This window comes from Bradyrhizobium sp. 134 (assembly GCF_023074155.1).
GTDB lineage: Bacteria > Pseudomonadota > Alphaproteobacteria > Rhizobiales > Xanthobacteraceae > Bradyrhizobium.
The window spans coordinates 494,122-513,183 of the sequence record NZ_JADPKX010000046.1 but is presented as its reverse complement, the minus strand read 5'-3'; the positions used below and the strand labels follow the sequence as shown (position 1 = coordinate 513,183).

18 protein-coding genes are annotated in these 19,062 nt (G+C 65.3%); 10 read left to right on the top strand and 8 right to left on the bottom strand.

What is annotated here, in order from left to right; all coding sequences use genetic code 11:
* Position 1 precedes the first annotated feature (1 nt).
* The 3 genes from IVA75_RS19805 to IVA75_RS19795 all read left to right on the top strand — a co-directional run bounded on the left by IVA75_RS19805 (position 2) and on the right by IVA75_RS19795 (position 1,809).
* On the top strand, positions 2-1,030 hold the full coding sequence (locus IVA75_RS19805) for a peptidoglycan -binding protein (RefSeq protein ID WP_247283836.1): 1,029 nt from the start codon (positions 2-4) through the stop codon (positions 1,028-1,030).
* Positions 1,030-1,476: a GNAT family N-acetyltransferase gene (locus IVA75_RS19800; RefSeq protein WP_247283834.1), complete on the top strand. Its 447-nt coding sequence runs from the start codon at positions 1,030-1,032 to the stop codon at positions 1,474-1,476. The genes IVA75_RS19805 and IVA75_RS19800 overlap by 1 nt, the downstream gene beginning before the upstream one ends.
* A gap of 111 nt (positions 1,477-1,587) precedes the next feature.
* Positions 1,588-1,809, top strand: coding sequence for a hypothetical protein (locus IVA75_RS19795; RefSeq protein ID WP_027570257.1), 222 nt, complete (start codon positions 1,588-1,590; stop codon positions 1,807-1,809).
* A 331-nt stretch (positions 1,810-2,140) separates the two neighbouring features.
* Here the strand turns inward: IVA75_RS19795 and IVA75_RS19790 are convergent, their stop codons facing one another.
* Together IVA75_RS19790 and IVA75_RS19785 are read right to left on the bottom strand one after the other, a co-directional pair.
* The gene (locus IVA75_RS19790; protein WP_247283832.1) at positions 2,141-2,314 is read right to left on the bottom strand and encodes a hypothetical protein; all 174 of its coding nucleotides are present in this window, start codon (positions 2,312-2,314) and stop codon (positions 2,141-2,143) included.
* A 253-nt stretch (positions 2,315-2,567) separates the two neighbouring features.
* Positions 2,568-4,394, bottom strand: a complete 1,827-nt coding sequence (locus IVA75_RS19785) for an ABC transporter ATP-binding protein/permease (RefSeq protein WP_247283831.1) — start codon at positions 4,392-4,394, stop codon at positions 2,568-2,570.
* A 218-nt stretch (positions 4,395-4,612) separates the two neighbouring features.
* Here IVA75_RS19785 and rpmE point away from each other — a divergent pair, with 218 nt between their 5' ends.
* Positions 4,613-4,840 (top strand): 50S ribosomal protein L31, encoded by a 228-nt coding sequence (gene rpmE, locus IVA75_RS19780; protein WP_007599895.1) that lies wholly within the window; start codon positions 4,613-4,615, stop codon positions 4,838-4,840.
* Positions 4,841-4,930: 90 nt separating this feature from the next.
* Here rpmE and IVA75_RS19775 read toward each other — a convergent pair whose 3' ends face one another.
* Together IVA75_RS19775 and IVA75_RS19770 are read right to left on the bottom strand one after the other, a co-directional pair.
* Positions 4,931-5,440 (bottom strand): DUF1465 family protein, encoded by a 510-nt coding sequence (locus tag IVA75_RS19775; RefSeq protein ID WP_007599893.1) that lies wholly within the window; start codon positions 5,438-5,440, stop codon positions 4,931-4,933.
* A gap of 538 nt (positions 5,441-5,978) precedes the next feature.
* A complete protein-coding gene (locus IVA75_RS19770) occupies positions 5,979-6,170 on the bottom strand; it encodes a DUF1192 domain-containing protein (RefSeq protein ID WP_247283829.1) in 192 nt (63 codons plus the stop codon).
* A 111-nt stretch (positions 6,171-6,281) separates the two neighbouring features.
* Between IVA75_RS19770 and IVA75_RS19765 the strand changes: the two genes are divergently transcribed.
* Both IVA75_RS19765 and IVA75_RS19760 read left to right on the top strand, forming a co-directional pair.
* Entirely contained in the window at positions 6,282-7,280 is a 999-nt protein-coding gene (locus IVA75_RS19765; protein ID WP_007605500.1) for an NAD(P)H-quinone oxidoreductase, read from the top strand.
* A gap of 154 nt (positions 7,281-7,434) precedes the next feature.
* Positions 7,435-10,311, top strand: coding sequence for an EAL domain-containing protein (locus IVA75_RS19760; protein WP_026232774.1), 2,877 nt, complete (start codon positions 7,435-7,437; stop codon positions 10,309-10,311).
* A gap of 12 nt (positions 10,312-10,323) precedes the next feature.
* On the opposite strand, the gene IVA75_RS19755 is transcribed toward IVA75_RS19760, so the two are convergent.
* Complete coding sequence (locus IVA75_RS19755; RefSeq protein WP_027570252.1) at positions 10,324-10,593, bottom strand: hypothetical protein; 270 nt, start codon at positions 10,591-10,593, stop codon at positions 10,324-10,326.
* A gap of 144 nt (positions 10,594-10,737) precedes the next feature.
* Here IVA75_RS19755 and IVA75_RS19750 point away from each other — a divergent pair, with 144 nt between their 5' ends.
* Positions 10,738-12,234, top strand: coding sequence for a diguanylate cyclase (locus IVA75_RS19750; RefSeq protein ID WP_247283827.1), 1,497 nt, complete (start codon positions 10,738-10,740; stop codon positions 12,232-12,234).
* 106 nt (positions 12,235-12,340) lie between these two features.
* On the opposite strand, the gene IVA75_RS19745 is transcribed toward IVA75_RS19750, so the two are convergent.
* Positions 12,341-13,216 (bottom strand): UTP--glucose-1-phosphate uridylyltransferase, encoded by an 876-nt coding sequence (locus IVA75_RS19745; protein ID WP_007599884.1) that lies wholly within the window; start codon positions 13,214-13,216, stop codon positions 12,341-12,343.
* A 203-nt stretch (positions 13,217-13,419) separates the two neighbouring features.
* On the opposite strand from IVA75_RS19745, the gene IVA75_RS19740 reads away from it, so the two are divergent.
* The gene (locus IVA75_RS19740; protein WP_247283816.1) at positions 13,420-14,817 is read left to right on the top strand and encodes a lytic murein transglycosylase; all 1,398 of its coding nucleotides are present in this window, start codon (positions 13,420-13,422) and stop codon (positions 14,815-14,817) included.
* A 202-nt stretch (positions 14,818-15,019) separates the two neighbouring features.
* A complete protein-coding gene (locus IVA75_RS19735; RefSeq protein ID WP_247283813.1) occupies positions 15,020-16,708 on the top strand; it encodes an SGNH family hydrolase in 1,689 nt (562 codons plus the stop codon).
* A gap of 138 nt (positions 16,709-16,846) precedes the next feature.
* Here IVA75_RS19735 and IVA75_RS19730 read toward each other — a convergent pair whose 3' ends face one another.
* Positions 16,847-17,221 carry a CsbD family protein gene (locus IVA75_RS19730; protein WP_247283788.1) on the bottom strand — a complete coding sequence of 125 codons (375 nt, stop codon included), beginning with the start codon at positions 17,219-17,221 and terminating at the stop codon, positions 16,847-16,849.
* A 59-nt stretch (positions 17,222-17,280) separates the two neighbouring features.
* Positions 17,281-18,018 (bottom strand): SDR family oxidoreductase, encoded by a 738-nt coding sequence (locus IVA75_RS19725; RefSeq protein WP_247283786.1) that lies wholly within the window; start codon positions 18,016-18,018, stop codon positions 17,281-17,283.
* Between the two features lie 99 nt (positions 18,019-18,117).
* Between IVA75_RS19725 and IVA75_RS19720 the strand changes: the two genes are divergently transcribed.
* Positions 18,118-18,897: an SDR family oxidoreductase gene (locus IVA75_RS19720; RefSeq protein WP_247283784.1), complete on the top strand. Its 780-nt coding sequence runs from the start codon at positions 18,118-18,120 to the stop codon at positions 18,895-18,897.
* Positions 18,898-19,062 lie beyond the last annotated feature (165 nt).

Here is a 19,062-nt window from a genome sequence, read left to right as displayed (position 1 = left end):
CATGGCACTGGCGCGCGGCCGCCGCGGCGATACCTCCTTCAACTACTGGCCCGGCTTCGTCGACGCGCTGTCGACGCTGGTGCTGTCGATTGTGTTCCTGCTGTCGGTGTTCCTGGTCGTGCAGTTCTTCCTGTCGCAGGAGGTCACCGGCAAGGACAAGGCGCTGGAGCAACTCAACGCCAAGATTGCTCAGCTCAACGAGCTGCTGTCGCTGGAGAAGCTCGGCAAGCTCACGCTTGACGACCAGGTCTCGTCGCTGAAAGCCGGCCTTGCTTCGGCCGAGAGCGAGCGCGACCGCATCAAGGGTCTCTATGACGGGCTCGCCGCCGCCGGCAACGACGCGCAAGGCAAATCGTCCGAGCTCGGCAAGGCGCTGGACTCCGAGAAGGCGGTTTCCGCCCGCGCGCTGGCGCAGATCGAGGTGCTGAACCAGCAGATCAGCGCGTTGCGGCGGCAGCTAGCGGCGCTGGAGGAAGCGCTCGACGTCTCCGAGAAGCGCGACAAGGAATCGCAGAATCGAATCGCCGATCTGGGCTCTCGCCTGAATGTCGCCCTGGCGCAGCGGGTGCAGGAATTGTCGCGCTACCGCTCGGAATTCTTCGGCCGCCTGCGCGCCATCCTCGGCAACCGCCCCGACATCCGCATCGTCGGCGACCGCTTCGTGTTCCAGTCCGAAGTGTTCTTCGACACCGGACAGGCGGTGCTGCTGCCCGAAGGCCGCGCCGAGCTCGACACGCTCGCGACCGCACTGATCGATCTCGACAAGAAGATCCCGAACGAGATCCCCTGGGTGCTGCGCGTCGACGGCCACACCGACGTGCGTCCGGTCAACGGTGCGAATTTCAAGTCGAACTGGGACCTCTCGGCCGCCCGTTCGATCTCGGTGGTGCAATATCTGATCTCGCTCGGCGTGCCCGCCCAGCGCCTCGTCGCAGCCGGCTTCGGCGAATTCCAGCCGCTCGACACCGCCAACACCGAGGAAGCCTACAAGCGCAACCGCCGCATCGAGCTGAAGCTGACGGAGCGGTAGTGAGCGCCCCCCATCTTCGTCCTTACCTTCCCGCGGACGAGGCCGCCTCAATCGAGCTCTGGCATCGCACCTGGCAGCAGGCCTATCCGCAGATCGACTTCGCGGCACGGCTGGACTGGTGGCGCGAACGCTGGCGCAAGGAGCTGGTGCCGAAGGCTTCGATCGTGGTGGCGGAGCAGGACGGCGCACTCACGGGCTTCGTCACCATCGACGGCGACGGCTATCTCGACCAGCTCGTTGTCGATCCCGCGCATTGGGGCTCGGATGCGGCGCGGCTGCTGGTGGACGAGGCCAAGCGTCTGTCACCGACCGGCGTGACACTGCTCGTCAACAAGGACAACAGCCGCGCCATCCGCTTCTATGAGCGCAACGGCTTCGCGCATGCCGGCGACGAGGTGAATCCGACCTCGGGACGTCCGGTGCTGAAGATGCAATGGCGATCTTGATTCTGGCGACCCTGATTCTGGCGGCGTGACGCCCGTCACGTCGGGATCCCAGGACGTCAGCTAGTCGTTGTGCCCGGAGAAATCGCTCCGGCAAGCGGATGGAGATGACCGATGAAACTGAGCGATCTGGCCAAGGGATCTTCGGTCCTGCTCGGCGTCATCGTCGCCGGATATGTCTCCACGAGCTATGTCGACCAGCGCCTCGCCACGCCGGTCAAGACGACGAGTGCTCCGACGAACGGCCTTGGGCCATCGGCCTGCGTCGATGAGGACGGGAGCTGGAAGAACTGGCCATGGCCGAATGTGCCGGCGCTGTCGCCGAAGTGTCGATGATCGGCGCTGTCGCGTAACTCGCCGTGACGCGCTCTCGGCTCAGGCGGAGTTCGAGCTCGAATTGCCAGCTCTTGGCTTTGAGGATCGCGTGGCGGCTTTCTTCGCGAAGCTCGATCGACTCGTTGATCGTTCGCTGCGCCCGCTCCAGGAGTTCGCGGGTCTCTTCGCTGTATGGCTGGGCCATGATGCGCACTCCCGTTGAGGCGGGAGCGCAAATCATCTCTCAGGCACCGACGCCTATGGACGAGCCTTTGGCCGGCGATACCTGATTAGGCGCCACATCCGGGGGAACCGCAAGGTCCATCCACTCGGCTCAGGGCGCGCGGGCGCCCTATCCGAAATTCCGGAAGCCCACGATGAGCAATCCGAAACTCAACACAGCGATCGCGCCTGTGCCCACGATAACAAGCAGGGCCGCCTTCCATCCCGCAAGGCCGCGCTTTTGCTGCCGAATAGCGAACAGGATGAGGAGGATGAAGAGTACCGGACCGATCAGAACAATCATTCAAGTATTCCCAATCACCAGGGGCACAGGGCGGCCGATCCGGATCGTGCTCTTCGCGAGATCGACAAACATCCATCATCCGCTTGCTATGAAGGAAGACCTTGTCGCGCGACGCGCCTGCCAAAATCTCCGCCGTCATTCCCCGCGAAGGCGGGGAATCCAGTACGCCGCGGCTTCTCGATTGATCACGACCGTCTCGGAGTACTGGATCGCCCGCCTTCGCGGGCGATGACACTGTGCGTGAGGCGACGCCTCACGCCCCCTCGAACTGCAACCTCGCCAGCCTGGCATAGAGTCCGTTCGCGGCCACGAGCTCCGCATGCGTGCCCTGCTCGACGATCCTGCCCTGGTCCATCACCAGGATGCGATCGCACGACAGCACGGTGGCGAGGCGGTGCGCGATGACGAGCGTGGTGCGGTGGCGCATCAGTTCTTCCAGCGCGGTCTGCACCAGCGTCTCGCTTTCGGCATCGAGCGCGGAGGTGGCTTCATCGAGCAGGAGAAGCGGCGCATCGCGCAGGATCGCACGCGCGATCGCGATGCGCTGGCGCTGGCCGCCGGACAGCGTCACGCCGCGCTCGCCGAGCGGGGTGTCGAAACCTTCGGGCAGGCGGCGGATGAACTCGGCGGCGTGCGCGAGCTCGGCGGCGCGCTCGACCTCGGCGTCGGTGGCATCGGGCCGGCCGAAGCGGATGTTGTCGCGGGCGCTTGCCGCAAACACATTGGATTCCTGCGGCACCAGCGCGATGCGGGAGCGGAATTCACGCGGATCGGCAGATTTGACCGGCACGCCGTCGAGCGAGATCGCGCCGCTGCGCGGATCGTAGAAGCGCAACAGCAGATGAAAGATCGTGCTCTTGCCGGCGCCGGACGGACCGACGATCGCGACCTTCTCGCCGGGGCGCACGGTGAACGAGACGGCATCGAGCACATTGACGTCGCGCCGTGCCGGATAGGCGAAGCTGACATGGTCGAAGCCGACTTCGCCGCGCGCCGGCACCGGCAGCGCGCGCGGCGAGGTGGGCGCGGTGATGTCGGGCTGCACATGCAGGATCTCGAACAGGCGCTCGGAAGCGCCTGATGCCGCCGATATCTCGCCCCAGACCTCACTGAGCTGGCCGAGGCCGGCCGCGGCGAAGGCCGCATAGAGCACGAACTGGCCGAGCCGGCCCGGCGTGATGGTGCCGGTCAGCACGTCGTGCGAGCCGATCCAGAGGATCGCGACCACGCTTGCGAACACGATGAAGATGATGATGGCCGTGAGCACGGCGCGCGCCTGCGTGGAGGTGCGCGCGGCCTCATAGGCCTGCTCGACCTCGCCGCCGAAGCGCCTCTCGGCGAGGCTCTCGCTGGTATAGGCCTGCACGGTACGGATCGCACCGACGAGTTCGCTCGCATAGGCGGAGGCCTCGGCCAGCGTGTCCTGCGCATTGCGCGACAGCCGCCGCACCCAGCGCCCGAAGGCGACCAGCGGCAGCACGATCAGGGGAATGGCCAGCAGCACGAAGCCTGATAGCCGCGGGCTGGTGATCACCATCATCGCCGCGGCACCGAAGAACATCATCAGGTTGCGCAGCGCGATCGAGACCGAGGCGCCGACGGAGGATTTGATCTGGGTGGTGTCGGCAGTCAGGCGCGACACCAGCTCGCCGCTGCGCGCGGAATCGAAGAAGGCCGGCGACAGCGACAGCAGATGGGCGAAGACGTCGCGCCTGAGATCGGCGACGATGCGCTCGCCGATCGTCATCACGAGGTAGTAGCGCGCCGCACTCGCCAACGCGAGCACGGCGACGACGGCGATCATCACCGAGAAATAGCTGTTGATCAGCTCGATGCCTTCAGGCGTCAGGCCGAAATCAATCATCCTGCGCACCGCGACCGGCACCAGCAGGGTGGTCAGCGCCGCGATCGTCAGCGCCACGAAGGCCAGCGCAGCCCGGCCGCGATAGTGCGCGACATAGGGCGCAAGCGCCAGCAGCGGCCGCAGCTTCGCGCGGCTCTTCGCCGGCGCCTCGATCAGGTCGGCCTCGATCGACGGGGCCTCTGCGGGCCCGGTTTCAAGCCGTTCTACTGCGCTCATGAGATCCGACCAAAAGACAAAGACAGGTAGTCTGCTCCAGATAGGCCGCGCGAGCAGGCGTGGCAAATCCGGGATGTCCCTTAGGGGGCCGCCCGGTCCCCTAAGGCCCCAAAGGCTCTGCAATGGCTTGTTTTACAGGGGCCCGTGGGGTATAGACCCCGCCAAATCCCTCATTCGATAGCCACTCAAGTGAGGCGCCGGGGCGCCGAGGAATTGCCATGAAAGCCGAAATTCACCCGAACTATCATACGATTAAGGTCGTGATGACCGACGGAACCGAGTACCTGACCCGCTCCACCTGGGGCAAGGAAGGCGACACGCTGAATCTCGACATCGACCCCAAGTCGCACCCGGCCTGGACCGGCGGCAACGCGCAGCTGATGGATCGCGGCGGCCGCGTCTCGCGCTTCCAGAAGAAGTTTTCGGGCTTTCTCAAAAAGGATTGATCCGGCCCTCGCGGCTGGAGACGAAAAACGCCCCCGGAGAGCCGGGGGCGTTTTTTGTTTTGGGGGGACGCTCGTCGCAATGACGGGAGCTTACCGCTCGAATGCCGCCTTCAGTGCGTTGAGATGCGGCACCAGCGGGTTGCCGATCGAGGAATGATCGACCGGCGGGGTGTGGATGGTGGTGTCCAGGCGGCGCACGCGGGTCTGGAGGCTCATCGAGCGATGGATCAGATCCTGGAGCTGCGACGGCAGCTTCTCGATGCTGTCGGTGGAGCCGGGATCGGCGGCGGAGAGCTTGACCTTGGTTTTTTCCCGGTTGGCCTGGCCCAACGTCATCTCGCCTTCCTTGACGGCGCGGTGCAGCAGCAGCCATGAGGCGAGCTGCATCAGGCGGGTGGTCAGACGCATGCTCTCGGTCGCATAGGTGAGGCTGACGGCGCGATCGAGCGCCTTGGCCTCGGTGCGGCCGGCGCCATCGAGATAGGCGGCGGTCTCCTCGACCAGGTCCATGCCCTCGCGGAACAGGACGCCGAACGCCGCAGAATTAGTGAACCGCTCGCTGAGTTGAACGAGAGCGCCTTCGGCTTGCAAACGTTCCATGGTTAACGCCCCTTACGCAACTGTCTGACTGCCCGGCTTTGGCGCCGGCTTATGATGAACAAATCATTGCGCGGGCGGGACGCCGAGTCCAGTGACAAGCATGGATATGGTTTCCGCGGGTCTTTGCTCGGAATTCAACCGGTGCGAGACGCAAAAAGGCGGAGCTGGGCGCAAAAAAAAAGCCGCCGGAAAACCGGCGGCTTTGAAAGTTGATAACAGGGAGGCGTCAAACAGAGTGGACAGGAGCCACTCGGTGTCCAAACAAGGACAGTTCCCAGTCATAAACTCGAAAGCTTAATGTGGAGTAAACGAGCGAATATTTTGAGGGTTCGTTAGCCATGTCGGTCAGTGGCCGAGTGCGCCCGCGGAACAAACTCTCTCCGTCGCCACGGCCTAGTGCGCAATTGCGCACGGGGGCCGGGGCCGATAGCCACAGGGAAAAGTCGTCGCGCGAGCCGGCAACTCCGAGTCTTCGGAAAACTGCTCGCACGGCGTATGGGTCCCGGCCTCCGCCGGGACGACAGCTATTGTTTCGAGCCTACTTCTTGAAGACGCTGTTCGCCGCATCGCGCGAGGCGCGCTTCTTTGTTGCGGCTTCTTCCAGCCTTGTGATCTCGCCCTTGAGCAGCGCGAGGCGCTCGGTCAGTTCCTCCACCGACAAGAGCGAGAGATCCTGTCCGATGTCATGGCTGATCTTCTTGCGCGGGCGGTCGTCGTCTTCCATCGCCATCCTGGTTCCTCCTGCGTTCGCTTCACAAGCGGCTGAGGCGGTTGCCAGCCTGCACCGCGCTGGCTAAGCAATGGCCTCGTTCCATCCCGCACCTTTGCTCAAGGACACATCATGGACAAGCTGCCCGCGCAAATGACTGTGGTCGCCATCTCGAAACCCGGCGGACCGGAAGTGCTGGTGCCGGAACAGCGGGCGCTGCCGCAGCCCGGCCCCGACGAGATCCTGGTCAAGGTGCAGGCCGCCGGCGTCAACCGGCCCGACGTCGCGCAGCGCTCCGGCGCCTATCCGCCGCCGCCCGGCGCCAGCGACCTGCCCGGCCTCGAGATCGCCGGCGAAGTGGTGGCCGTCGGCAGCAACGCCAAGCGGCACAAGATCGGCGACAAGGTGATGTCCTTGGTCGCCGGTGGCGGCTATGCGCAGTACTGCATCGCCCAGGACGGCCAGGCGATGAGCGTGCCGCCGTCGCTGTCGATCAAGGAAGCCGGCGCATTGCCGGAAACGCTGATGACGGTCTGGCACAACGTGTTCGAGCGCGGCGGGCTGAAGGCCGGCGAGACGCTGCTGATCCATGGCGGCTCGTCCGGGATCGGCACCATGGCGATCCAGCTCGCCAAAGCGTTCGGCGCCAAGGTGATCGTCACCGTGGGATCGCAGGACAAGATCGATGCCTGCCTCAAGCTCGGCGCGGATCGTGCCATCAACTACAAGACGGAAGACTTCGTCGCCGTGGTCAAGGCGGAGACGAACAATGCCGGCGCCAATCTGATCCTCGACATGGTCGCCGGCGACTATGTCGATCGCAACTATGACGCCGCCGCCCTCGACGGCCGCATCGTGCAGATCGCGACCCTCAACGGACCCAAGGTCACCGTCAACATCGCCAAGGTGATGGTGAAGCGCCTGACGCATACCGGTTCGACGCTGCGCCCCCGTAGTAATGCGGACAAGGCGGCGATGGTGGCCGCGATCGAGGCGAAAGTGATGCCGCTATTGCGCGAAGGCCGGGTCAAGCCGCTGATGGACAGCACTTTCCCGCTGGAAAAGGCATCCGACGCGCACCGGCGGATGGAAACCTCGGCACATATTGGCAAAATTGTGTTGGAGGTCTAGGCCAGCGGCCCACAGGGCAAGCCGGAAACCCTTTGATTTTCCTTGCTTTCGTGGCATCTATCGCGACGCACCGAACCACCTTGTTCCGTTCGGAAAACGCCGTGCACCGAAGAGCCTGCACCGAACAGTTTGCGTCGAACGCGGAGAACTGACCTTGCGTCTGATCAGGTGCCTCGCGCCCATAGCGCTGGGCCTCATGATTCTCGTCTGCGCGTTCCCGGCGCGCGCGCTCGACGCTGTCAGCGTCCGCGGTGACGCGCCCGCGATCGACCTCACCGGCGTGCTCGAGCATCAGCGCAGCGACGCCGACCGCATCCAGGTCTCCACCGCGCCCGGTACCGACGGCATCGTCCGCCGCATCGAGGTGCGCGCCCGCGAAGGGGGCCAGAACTGGGTGGTGTTCGCGCTCGCCAACAACACCGACGACCAGCTCGACCGCCTGATCGTCGCCCCGCATTACCGCATCGTCTCTTCGGGGCTGCTGTGGCCCGATCTCGGGCTGTCGCGCATCGCGACCATCACGCCCTCGACGGGCGACCGGCCGGAGCGGCAGGAGAGCCCGACCGCCGACGTCTTCCGCGTCACCCTCGATCCCGGCGCCGTCGTCACCTTCGTCGCGGAGCTGCGCACCGACAAGCTGCCGCAGCTCTATCTGTGGGAGCCGGAATCCTACAAGGACAAGGTCAACTCGTTCACGCTGTACCAGGGCATCGTGATCGGCATCTCCGGCTTGCTGGCGCTGGTGCTGACCATCCTGTTCGTGGTCAAGGGCAGCATCATGTTCCCGGCCGCCGCGGCGCTGGCCTGGGCGGTGCTGGTCTATATCGGCGTCGATTTCGGCTTCTGGGGCAAGGTGCTCGACATGTCGAACAACGCCGAGCGCATCTGGCGCGCGGCCGGCGAGGCGATCCTGGCGGCGACGCTGCTGGTGTTCCTGTTCGCCTATCTCAATCTCAGTCGATGGCACGTGCGCTATTCCCACATCACGGTGGGCTGGCTCGCGTTCCTGGGCTCGCTGGTGGCGCTGGCCCTGTTCGACCCTGCGGTGGCCTCCGGCATCGCGCGCATATCGCTGGTGCTGATTGCCTTCGCCGGCTTCGCGCTGATCGTCTATCTCTCCACCCACGGCTTCGACCGCGCGGTGCTGCTGATCCCGACCTGGTTCCTGCTGGTGGTCTGGGTGGTCGCGGCCGGCATGACGGTCGCGGGCTCAGTCACCAACGACATCGTCGGCCCTGCCCTGCTCGGCGGCCTCGTGCTGATCGTGATGCTGATCGGCTTCACGGTGATGCAACATGCGTTCGCCGGCGGCGGCGCCACCACCGGCGTCGTTTCCGACATCGAGCGCCGCGCGCTGGCGCTGGCCGGTTCCGGCGATCTGATCTGGGACTGGGACGTCTCCGCCGACAAGGTCTTCACCAGTCCCGAGACCGAAGCCCTGCTCGGCCTCAAACGCGGCACGCTGGAAGGTCCGGCCGCCTCCTGGCTCGAAGTGTTGCACCCGCTCGACCAGGACCGTTTCCGCGCCGCGCTCGACAGCGTGCTCGACCAGCGCCGCGGTCGCCTGGTGCAGGATTTCCGCCTGCGCACGCCGGACGGTCACTTCATGTGGTTCGCGCTGAAGGCGCGCCCGGTGGTCGGCTCCGACGGCGAGGTCTCGCGCGTGGTCGGCACCCTCACCGACGTCACTGAGCTCCGCAACGCCGAGGAGCGCCTGCTCCACGATTCCGTGCATGACAATCTCACCGGCCTGCCCAACCGCAAGCTGTTCATGGACCGCCTCGGCGCCGTCGCTCATTTTGCCAAGACCATGCCGACGTTGCGGCCGACGCTGATGGTGATCGACCTCGACCGCTTCAAGCAGGTCAACGATTCCGTCGGCATCGCGGTCGGCGATTCCATCCTGCTGACGCTGGCCCGCCGCCTCACCCGCATCCTGAAGCCGCAGGATACGCTGGCGCGGCTTGCCGGCGACCAGTTCGGCCTGATCCTGCTGTCGGAGCAGGACCCCGCCCGCATCACCGCTTTCGCCGAGACCATCCGCAAGACCATCCGCGCGCCGATCGCCTTCAACGAACGCGAGATCTTTCTCACGGCCTCGATCGGCCTTGCCTTGTCCGATCCGCAAGTTCAGCTCACGGACGAGATCATCAAGGACGCCGAGCTTGCGATGTATCACTCCAAGCGCATCGGCGGCGACCGCATCGACGTCTACAAGTCCGCGATGCGCGCGCGAAAGACCGACCGGCTGACGCTGGAGAGCGAACTGCGCCGCGCCATCGAGCGGCAGGAGCTCACGATCCTGTACCAGCCGATCGTGCGGCTTGAAGACCGCTCCGTCGCCGGCTTCGAGGCGCTGGTGCGCTGGGATCATCCCAAGCTCGGACGCATGGCGCCGTCGGAATTCATCACCATCGCGGAAGAGACCGGCCTGATCATCGACCTCGGCATGTTCGTGCTCGACCAGACCGCCAAGCAGCTCTCGATCTGGCAGCGCGCGATGCGCTCGCGCGAGCCGATCTTCGCATCGGTCAACGTCTCCTCGCGGCAATTGCTGCGCCACGATCTGATCCACGACATCCGCACCGTGCTGTCGCGCTCCTCGGTCGCGCGCGGCACGCTGAAGCTGGAACTGACGGAATCGTTGGTGATGGAGAATCCGGAGCACGCGGCACAGATGCTGACGCGGATCCGCGAGCTCGGCACCGGGCTGTCGCTCGACGATTTCGGCACCGGGCATTCGTCGCTGGCCTATCTGCAGCGCTTCCCGTTCGACACCATCAAGATCGACCAGTCCTTCGTTCGCACCACCAACCGCGGCACCCGCCCGGTGATCCTGAAGTCCATCATTGCGCTCGCGCACGACCTCGGCATGGACGTGGTCGCCGAAGGTGCCGAGACCGATTCCGACGCGGTCGAGCTCTACCAGATGGGCTGCGAATATGCGCAAGGGTTTGCCTTCGGCGAACCCATGGATGCCGACGCCGCGATGCGCCTGCTCACGGAAGTGCGCCTGGAAGCGGCGAGCTAGCTTCCCCTCGCCTCACCCAGGCCTGCGCCGATCACTCTTCAGCTTGGTGAACCGCACGCTCTCGCCGTCCGGCATCCGCATCGCCTTGAAACCCGCGGCGAGGCAGGCTTCGCGTTGCGGCATTTGGATATCCGGGCTGCGCAGGCTGTCCCACCATGAGGCACGATTCGCCGCGCGCGGCAGGGCCGCGCCGATGATCTCTTCGATCTGTTCATAGGTCAGCACGAATTCCGTCTGCTTCTGCCGCATCAGATAATCGCGCAACGCGTCGTAGTCGTTCACCGCTGTCCTCTTCGCTGGTCGAAGCCCCGCTTTGCCCAAAAACGTGAGCCGCGGAAACCAATTTTTAACTCATTCCGGCAGCGCCGTCCCGGCTTAAACACTACTCAAGCTTTCGGGCGCATTCACTGGTGTCGGGAGCAAACGATGTTGTCTCGATGGCGCGACGTCACGGCCCGACGGCCATGGCGGCTTTCGGCGAAGCTGCTGATCATCTCGTCCGTGGTGACGGTGATCGGCTTTTCCGCCATTTGCGTCAACGTCATGCTGGACATGCGTCGCGGCGAGGAGGCGCTCGCCCGCCAGACCCTGGAAAACCTGGCGACGACCATCGAGTCCGACGTCAGCCGCAACATCGAGATCTACGATCTGGCCCTCAAGGCGGTCGCCAGCAACATGCTGCTGCCGGAAATCGCCACGGTCTCGAAGCCGATCCGTCACCTGATCCTGTTCGACCATTCGACCACGGCGAGGCATTTCGGCGCGATCCAGGTGTTCGACGCCGACGGCCGGTTGACCATCGACGCCTCGACGCTCGATCCCGTTGCCGTGAACCGGGGCGACGAGGATTACTTCAAGGCTCATCGCGACAGTCCCGAAACGGGCCTCTTCATCAGCCGCCCGATGCTGTTCCGCGGCGCCTATGCAATCGTGCTGAGCCGGCGCATCAGCGACACCGACGGCGGCTTCCTCGGGGTCGTCGCCGGCTCGATCCGCTTCAGCTATTTCCACGAGTTGTTCGAGCGGCTGAACCTCGATCCCCATGACACCATCACCGTGCTCAAGCGCGACCGCACCATCATGATGCGGCGCCCGTTCGACCTCGACGTGATCGGCACCAACCTGAACGATCGGCGGACATGGAAGGCCGAAAATCTCCGGGTCGGCGCCTCCTATGCGGGCCAGGGCCCGGTCGATCCGACTCCGCGACTTTATGTGCGCAGCAGCGACAGCGGTCCGCTGTTCGTGGTGGCGGGCAAACCGCTGGCCGCGGTGTTCGAGCTCTGGCAGAGGGAAGCCTACCGCATCGGCGCCGTGGTGCTGGCGCTCAGCCTGTTCATGCTCGCATCGACGCTGGTGCTCGCGCGCGAGATCGGCCGGCGCGCCGAGGCCGAGCGCAAGCTCGAGGAGATGGCGACGACCGACGCGCTCACCGGCCTGAAGAACCGCCGCAAGTTCGACCAGGTGATCGACGTCGAATGGCGCCGCGCGATGCGGCAGCAGACGCCGATCGCGCTCTTGATGATCGATGCCGATCACTTCAAGGCCTACAACGACACGTTCGGCCACCAGGCCGGCGACCAGGTGCTGGTCGGCATCGCCATCTGCATTTCCGATTCGGTGAGCCGCGCCGGCGATTGCGCGGCGCGCTATGGCGGCGAGGAATTCGCCGTGCTGCTGCCGGGCACCTCGGTCCCCGACGCCCTCACGGTGGCCGAGAAGATCCGCGCCAAGGTGCAGGGCTGGTCCGACGACCACACGAGCTCGACGGTGTCCTGCGGCATCGCGAGCCTCGTTCCGACCACGGGCGTGGACTGGCCGCTGCTGGTCGCCGCCGCCGACAAGGCCCTCTACGCCGCAAAAGCCGGCGGCCGCAACCAGTCGGTGGTCGCGAGCCTGCCGAAGCTGTCGCTGGTGGCGTGAGGAGTTCGTTCCCTCATTGCGAGCGAAGCGAAGCAATCCAGACTGTCGCCTCGGAGGCAGCCTGGATTGCTTCGTCGCTTCGCTCCTCGCAATGACGAGCGGAGCGCTACTGCCCCAGATATTTCTTCATCTCCGCAATGAGCCCGTCACGCAGCTCCGGCCGCTTCAGGCCGTAGGCGATATTGGCGCGGAGGAAGCCGGGTTTGGAGCCGCAATCGTGGCGCTCGCCCTCGAACTCGACGCCGTAGAATTTTTGCGATCTGGCGAGGCCGATCATGGCGTCGGTGAGCTGGATCTCGCCGCCGGCGCCGCGCTCCTGGGTCTCCAGGATCTTGAAGATCTCCGGCTGCAGGATGTAGCGGCCGGTGATCGAAAGATTGGAGGGCGCGGTGCCCTTGGCCGGCTTCTCGACCATGCCGTCGACCTCGAACATCTTGCCGGTACGTTTGCCGACGCCGCAGATGCCGTATTGATGGGTCAGATGATCGGGCACCGGCTCGACCGCGATGACGTTGGATTTTTCGCCGAGCTTGCTGGCGGTGTCGATCATCTGCTTCAGGCAGCCGGGCGAATTGAGCACGAGTTCGTCGGGCAGCACGACCGCGAACGGTTCGTTGCCGACGATGTCGCGCGCGCACCAGACCGCGTGACCGAGGCCGAGCGGCGCCTGCTGGCGGGTGAAGCTGACGGCGCCGGCCTCCGGCTGGTTCTGCGCCAGAACGTCCTGCTCGGTCTTCTTGCCGCGCGCGGCCAGCGTCGCATCGAGCTCGAACATCCGGTCGAAATGATCTTCGATGACACTTTTGTTGCGGCCGGTGACAAAGATGAAGTGCTCGATGCCGGCTTCCCGGGCCTCGTCATAGACGTACTGGATCAGCGGCTTGTCGACGATCGTCAGCATTTCCTTCGGCATCGCCTTGGTGGCGGGCAGGACGCGGGTGCCGAGGCCGGCAACGGGAAATACGGCTTTGCGGATTTTCATGGGATTGATCGAATACCTGAGGAACACGTGAAGGGAGCAATGGCATCTTGCTAGCTTGTTTGCAGCCGCCAACAAAGGCGGATGTGGGGCCTCATCCTCACAGAGTTAAGAAAAAGGCCACCATCAAAATTTCACCTTTGTTAAGCTGTTGGCAACCGTAACCAGGCCTCCTGAGGGCGGATTTTGGCCGGACAGGTGTGGACATGATGCAATCAATGGCAGGGCTGGCAAAACGGGGCGGGTCCGTGACCGGTGCGATGATGATTGCGGCCGCCCTGCTGTTCCCGCTTCCCGCCGGCGCGCAGGCTCAGAACGGTCTGTCAAATCTGTTCGGCGGTATCTTCTCCGGCCCCAACGCGGCGCCTTCGCCAGCAGCGCCCGGGCCCAGCGGGGCTCAAACGGGAGTTCAACCCTGGACCGGCGAGGACGGCGCCTCCGGTCATCCGCTGATGACAGCCGCCGCGATCCGAGAGGCCGCGGGCAATTTCAACAATTGCGTCGCGGGCATGTGGCCCGATGCCGCACGGCGCAACATCACGCAGGAAAATTTCCAGCGCTTCACGGCAGGCCTCGCACCCGATCTGCGCATCATGGACCTGATGGATTCGCAGCCCGAGTTCACCAAGTCGATCTGGGATTATCTGGACATCCTCGTGAACGACAACCGCCTCGCCAAGGGCCGCGAGGTCCTGGCCAAATACAAGGCGCAGTTCGACGCCACCGAAAAAGCCACCGGCGTCGATCGCTACATCATCGCCTCGATCTGGGGCATCGAGTCCAACTACTCGACTCAGATGGGCGACCGCAGCGTGCTGCAATCGACCGCGACGCTCGCCTGCATCGGCCGCCGCCAGGGTTACTTCAAGGACGAATTCCTCTCCGCGCTGGAGATCCTCAACCGCGGCGATCTCAGGCCCGAGCAATTGCGCGGCTCCTGGGCCGGCGCCTTCGGCCCGACCCAGTTCATGCCGACCGCGTTCAAGCGCTTTGCCGTGGACGGCGACGGCGACGGCCGGCGTGACGTCGTCGACAATCCCTCCGACCTGATCGCGTCAACCGCCAACAATCTGAAAAAGGACGGCTGGCAGGCCGGCCAGACCTGGGGCTACGAGGTCGTGGTGCCCCAGGGCTTCAACTACATGCTGGCCGATCGCGCCAAGGCGATGACGGTGGCGCAATGGGAAAAGCTCGGCCTCAAGCGCCCGGCCAACCAGCCCTTCCCGCATCCGGCCGAGAAGGCCTATCTGCTGGCGCCGGCCGGCGCGCAGGGGCCGGGCTTCCTGATGCTGCAGAACTTCCGGGTCATCATGAAGTACAATCCGGCCGAGGCTTATGCGCTGGCGATCGGCCATTTCGCCGACCGCCTGCGCGGCGGCCAGCCGTTCGTGCAGCCCTGGCCGCGGCAGGAACGGGAGCTGTCTCGGACCGAGCGGCTGGAACTCCAGCAGCTGCTGGCCCAGCGCGGCTTCTACAAGGGCACCCCGGACGGTCAGTTCGGCGGCCAGACCCGGGAAGCCCTGCGCAACTTCCAGGCCTCGATCGGGGTCCCCGCGGACGGATTTGCCTCCTCCGACGCGCTGAACCGGCTGCGCGGGCGGTAAAATCGCGCCGAAAGTAACCCTGAACAGGGATTTTGGCCGGCAGTCTTGACCGGGGCGGCGGTTCGCCGTGTATGGGCCAATAATCTTGGGCCAAGGATCTCAAGGATCTGAAGAGAATCTGAAAGAGAATCTGCCCGTTTGGCGCCCGATTCCGTTATTATATCGAGCCTGTCCTGATCCCCATTGCACGTGCCGAGATCGCATGTCGAAGAAGTCCCTGTTCAAGGTGCTGACCGAGACCGGCCCGCTGATCGCGCTGGGGACGGCGCTTGCGATTCTGGTGTCGGTCGCGGGACCCGCCTCGGCGCAGTTCTTCAACTTCCCCGGCTTCGGCGGCCCACCGCAGCGCGCGGCTCCGCCGCCGCCGCGGAACGGTGGAGGTGGCGGTGGCGGTGGCGGATGGTTCGGCGGCGACTTCTTCGCGCCGTTCCAGCAGCAACAGCCGCAAGCACCGCGTCAGGACTTTTCGCGCGCGCCGGCGCCGGCCAAGCGCGAGACCATTCCCGACAGGAACGTGCTGGTGATCGGCGACGCCATGGCCGATTGGCTCGCCTACGGCCTGGAGGATGCCTACACCGAGCAGCCCGACATGGGCGTGATCCGCAAGCACAAGACCACGTCCGGCCTGATCAAGTATCAGCCCAAGGGTGAGCCCTCGGACTGGACGGCTGCTGCAAAGGGCATTCTCGAGACCGAGAAGCCCGACGTGATCGTGGTGATGCTCGGCCTCAACGACCGCATCGCGATCCGCGAGGCGGCGGCGCCCGATAAATCGGACAAGGCGACGGACAAGAAGAACGACAAGGGCGCGCGCGGCAAACCACCGGCCAAGCCCGGCGATGCCAAGCCCGGCGACACCGCCGCGAAGCCGGACGACAAGCCGGCCGATGCCGACCTGCCGCAGGATGATGCCGACAACGCTGACGCACCCGCAGTCGCTGCGCCCGAGAAGACCGCGCGTAACCCGAACGGCCTCTACGAATTCCGCGACGAACGCTGGGTCGAGCTCTACGGCAAGAAGATCGAGGAGCTCGCCAACGTCCTCAAGTCCAAGGGCGTGCCGGTGCTCTGGGTCGGCCTGCCCGCGATCCGCGGTCCCAAGGGCACCGCGGACATGCTGTTCCTGGATTCGCTCTATCGCGAAGGCGCGGCCAAGGCCGGCATCACTTACGTCGACGTCTGGGACGGCTTTGTCGACGAGGCCGGCCGCTTCTTGCAGAAGGGCCCGGACTTCGAAGGCCAGATCCGTCAACTCCGCAGCGGTGACGGCGTCTATTTCACAAAACCCGGCGCGCGCAAGCTCGCCCACTATGTCGAACGCGAGATCACCCGCCTGCTCGCCGGGCGCTCCGGCCCGATCGCGCTGCCGAGCGAACCGGCGACCCCCGACACCAGTGCCGAACCCGGCAAGCCCGCGCCGCGGCCGCTGGCCGGCCCGATCGTGCCGCTGGTTGCGGCCTCGATCTCGACCGATCAATTGCTGGGTGGGCCGGGCTCACGTCCTGCCGCCGTCGATGCGCTCGCTGCGAAGACGATGGTGAAGGGCGAGCCACTGGCTGCGCCGGCCGGCCGCGCTGACGATTATGCCTGGCCGCGCCGCGAAGTCGGCCGCGAGCAGGCCAAGGGCGATACGCCGGTCGCCGCGACGACGCCTGATGGCGGTACGCCGGGTGCGGCCGCAGCGATCGCCCCGCCAAAGCTTGCGCCAAAGAAGCCACCGGTGCCGCAGCAACCGGCACAGGCAGCGCCATCGATGCGAGATTTCTTCGGCTTTGGCTCGCCGCCGCCCCCGCCGCGTCAATTGGCGCCCGCGCCGCGCAATCCGAATCCCAACCCCGCGATCCCGCGGCCGCCTGGCAATGTCGGGCGATCGGCGGAAGTGTTCCGATAGTTGATCTCATGTCCCGGACGCGGCGCAGCCGCAGAGCGGACACCGCCTTGCAACATCCATAAAAAAAGGCCCCGGCTCGGCAACGCGGCGTTACACGCCGCGCTGCGTCCGGGGCCTGATGCTTATCGCGCCTTGGCTTCAGCCGTAATAGCGCCAGCGCGGCGGCGGGCGGCGGGAAGGCCGTGCCATCAGCAACGCGAGCGCGAAGCCTATGCCGCCGGCGACCAGCAGCGCGCCGAGCGGGTTGTCCTGCACCTTCTGGGCAATCGCCTGCGAACCGTCGCGCAAGGTTTCGGCCGGCTTGTCGTAGGCGTCCTTGGCATAGCTGGCCGCGGTGTCGGTCGCGTCACGTACGGCATCCTTGGCCTGGCCGTAGAGATTCTGCACGGTGCCTGCGGCTTCCCGCGCCTTGCCCGACGCCTGTGTCTGCGCATCGCCTGCGAGATCACCGACTGCGCCTTCCGCGCGTCCTGCGAATTCCTTGGTCGAGCCGACAATCCGATCTTTATCCATGATGCTCCTCCTCAGGGGTCAGCCCAAGTAACCGATCAGGAGCGGCGCGGTTCCTCACGCTAGAGAATAAGCCCGCCGTCGACGACCAATGTCTGGCCAATGATGTAGGACGACAGCGGCGATGCCAGGAATAGCGCCGCGCCCGCCATGTCAGCCGGCGTGCCCAATCGCCGCAGCGGAATGCGTGAAAGTGCACCTTCGAGCCGCTTTGGATTGTCGGTCGTCACCTTCGTCATCTTGGTGTCGACCAGACCGGGCGCGATGCCGTTGACGCGGATGCCGTCCTCGGCCCAGGCCTCGCCCAGCGTCCGCGTCAATCCGACCGCGCCGGTCTTCGACGCGTTGTAAGCAGGATTGCCCATGGTGGAATGATAGGCCGCGGTCGAGGACACCATGATCAGCGATCCCCGCGAGTCCCGCAGCATGGAATGAAAGCGCGTGGCGCAGGCCATCAGGCTCATCAGGTTGACCTCGACCACCTTGCGAAAGCCCGCCATCTCGAACTCGCCGCGGCGATAGAGCACCGCGCCCTGCGCGAGCACCAGGATATCGAGTCGCTCGAACGACGGCTTGAAGGCTTCGACCGCGCCGGCATTGCCGACGTCGAGCTGCGCGTAGGAGAGACCGGTGAGATCCGAACCTTCCGCTTGCGAATATTCCTTCGCGTGAGCCCGTGTACCGCAGACCGCAACTTGCGCGCCCCTGGCGCGAAAGGCTTGCGCAATGCCGTTGCCGATGCCGCTGGATCCGCCGACGACCAGCACCTGCTTGCCTGAGAAATCGAGCTCGTTCGTCATCGCTGGCCTCCCCGAGTGTCTTGCTTGTTTGACCTGTCTGCGGATCGATGACAGCCTTGTCAATCATAACAAGAACAAGCAGGGCTCAGAGGAAGCAGCATGGCCGATTTCAAACAGCTCAGCCGGTCCGTAAAGGGCCTGACCGTTCTCGTCACCGGCGCGGCCAGCGGCATGGGACGCGCGACGGCACGTGTGTTCGCCACCGAGGGCGCCAACGTCGCCGTCACCGATTACGACGAACAGGGCGCGCTGGCCGCGGCGAAGGAGATCGCGGCAAGCGGCGGCGCCGCGAAAGCCTGGAAGCTCGACGTGGCCGACGGCGATGAGATCAAGCGCGTGGTCGGCGACGTCGCTGCGCATTTCGGCGGGCTCGACATCATCGTCAACAATGCCGGCATCTCCGTGCGCGTCGCGATCGACGACGAGGCCTATGAGGACGCATGGGCCAGGGGCATCGCGGTGATGCTGACGGCGCATCCGCGCATCATCCGCGCCGCGCTACCTCACTTGCGCAAGTCGAAGAGCCCGCGCATCGTCAACATCGCCTCGACCGAGGCGCTCGGCGCCACCGCATTGCACAGCCCCTATTCGGCGGCGAAGGGCGGCGTCGCCAGCCTTACCCGCTCGCTGGCGGTGGAGCTCGGCCGCGAAGGCATCACCGTCAACTGCATCTGCCCGGGGCCGATCCGCACCGCCATCACCGATAGGATCCCGGAAGAGCACAAGACCATCTACGCCAAGCGCCGCACTGCACTGGGCCGCTACGGCGACCCCGAAGAGGTCGCGCACATGACGCTGAGCCTGTGCCTGCCGGCAGCGTCCTTCCTCACCGGCGCGGTGATCCCCGTCGACGGCGGCCTGATGGCGCGCAACGCGTGAGCGGCACCAAAGGTGCGTAGCCTGGATGGAGCGCAGCGCACTCCGGGGTTCTCACCTCGCGGGAAGACTTCCCGGATTACGCTGCGCTCCATCCGGGCTACGGGCAGCTATGCGCGCCTAGCGTTGACATCGCTTGTTACGGGAGTAACTTTTTCACCGACAGAG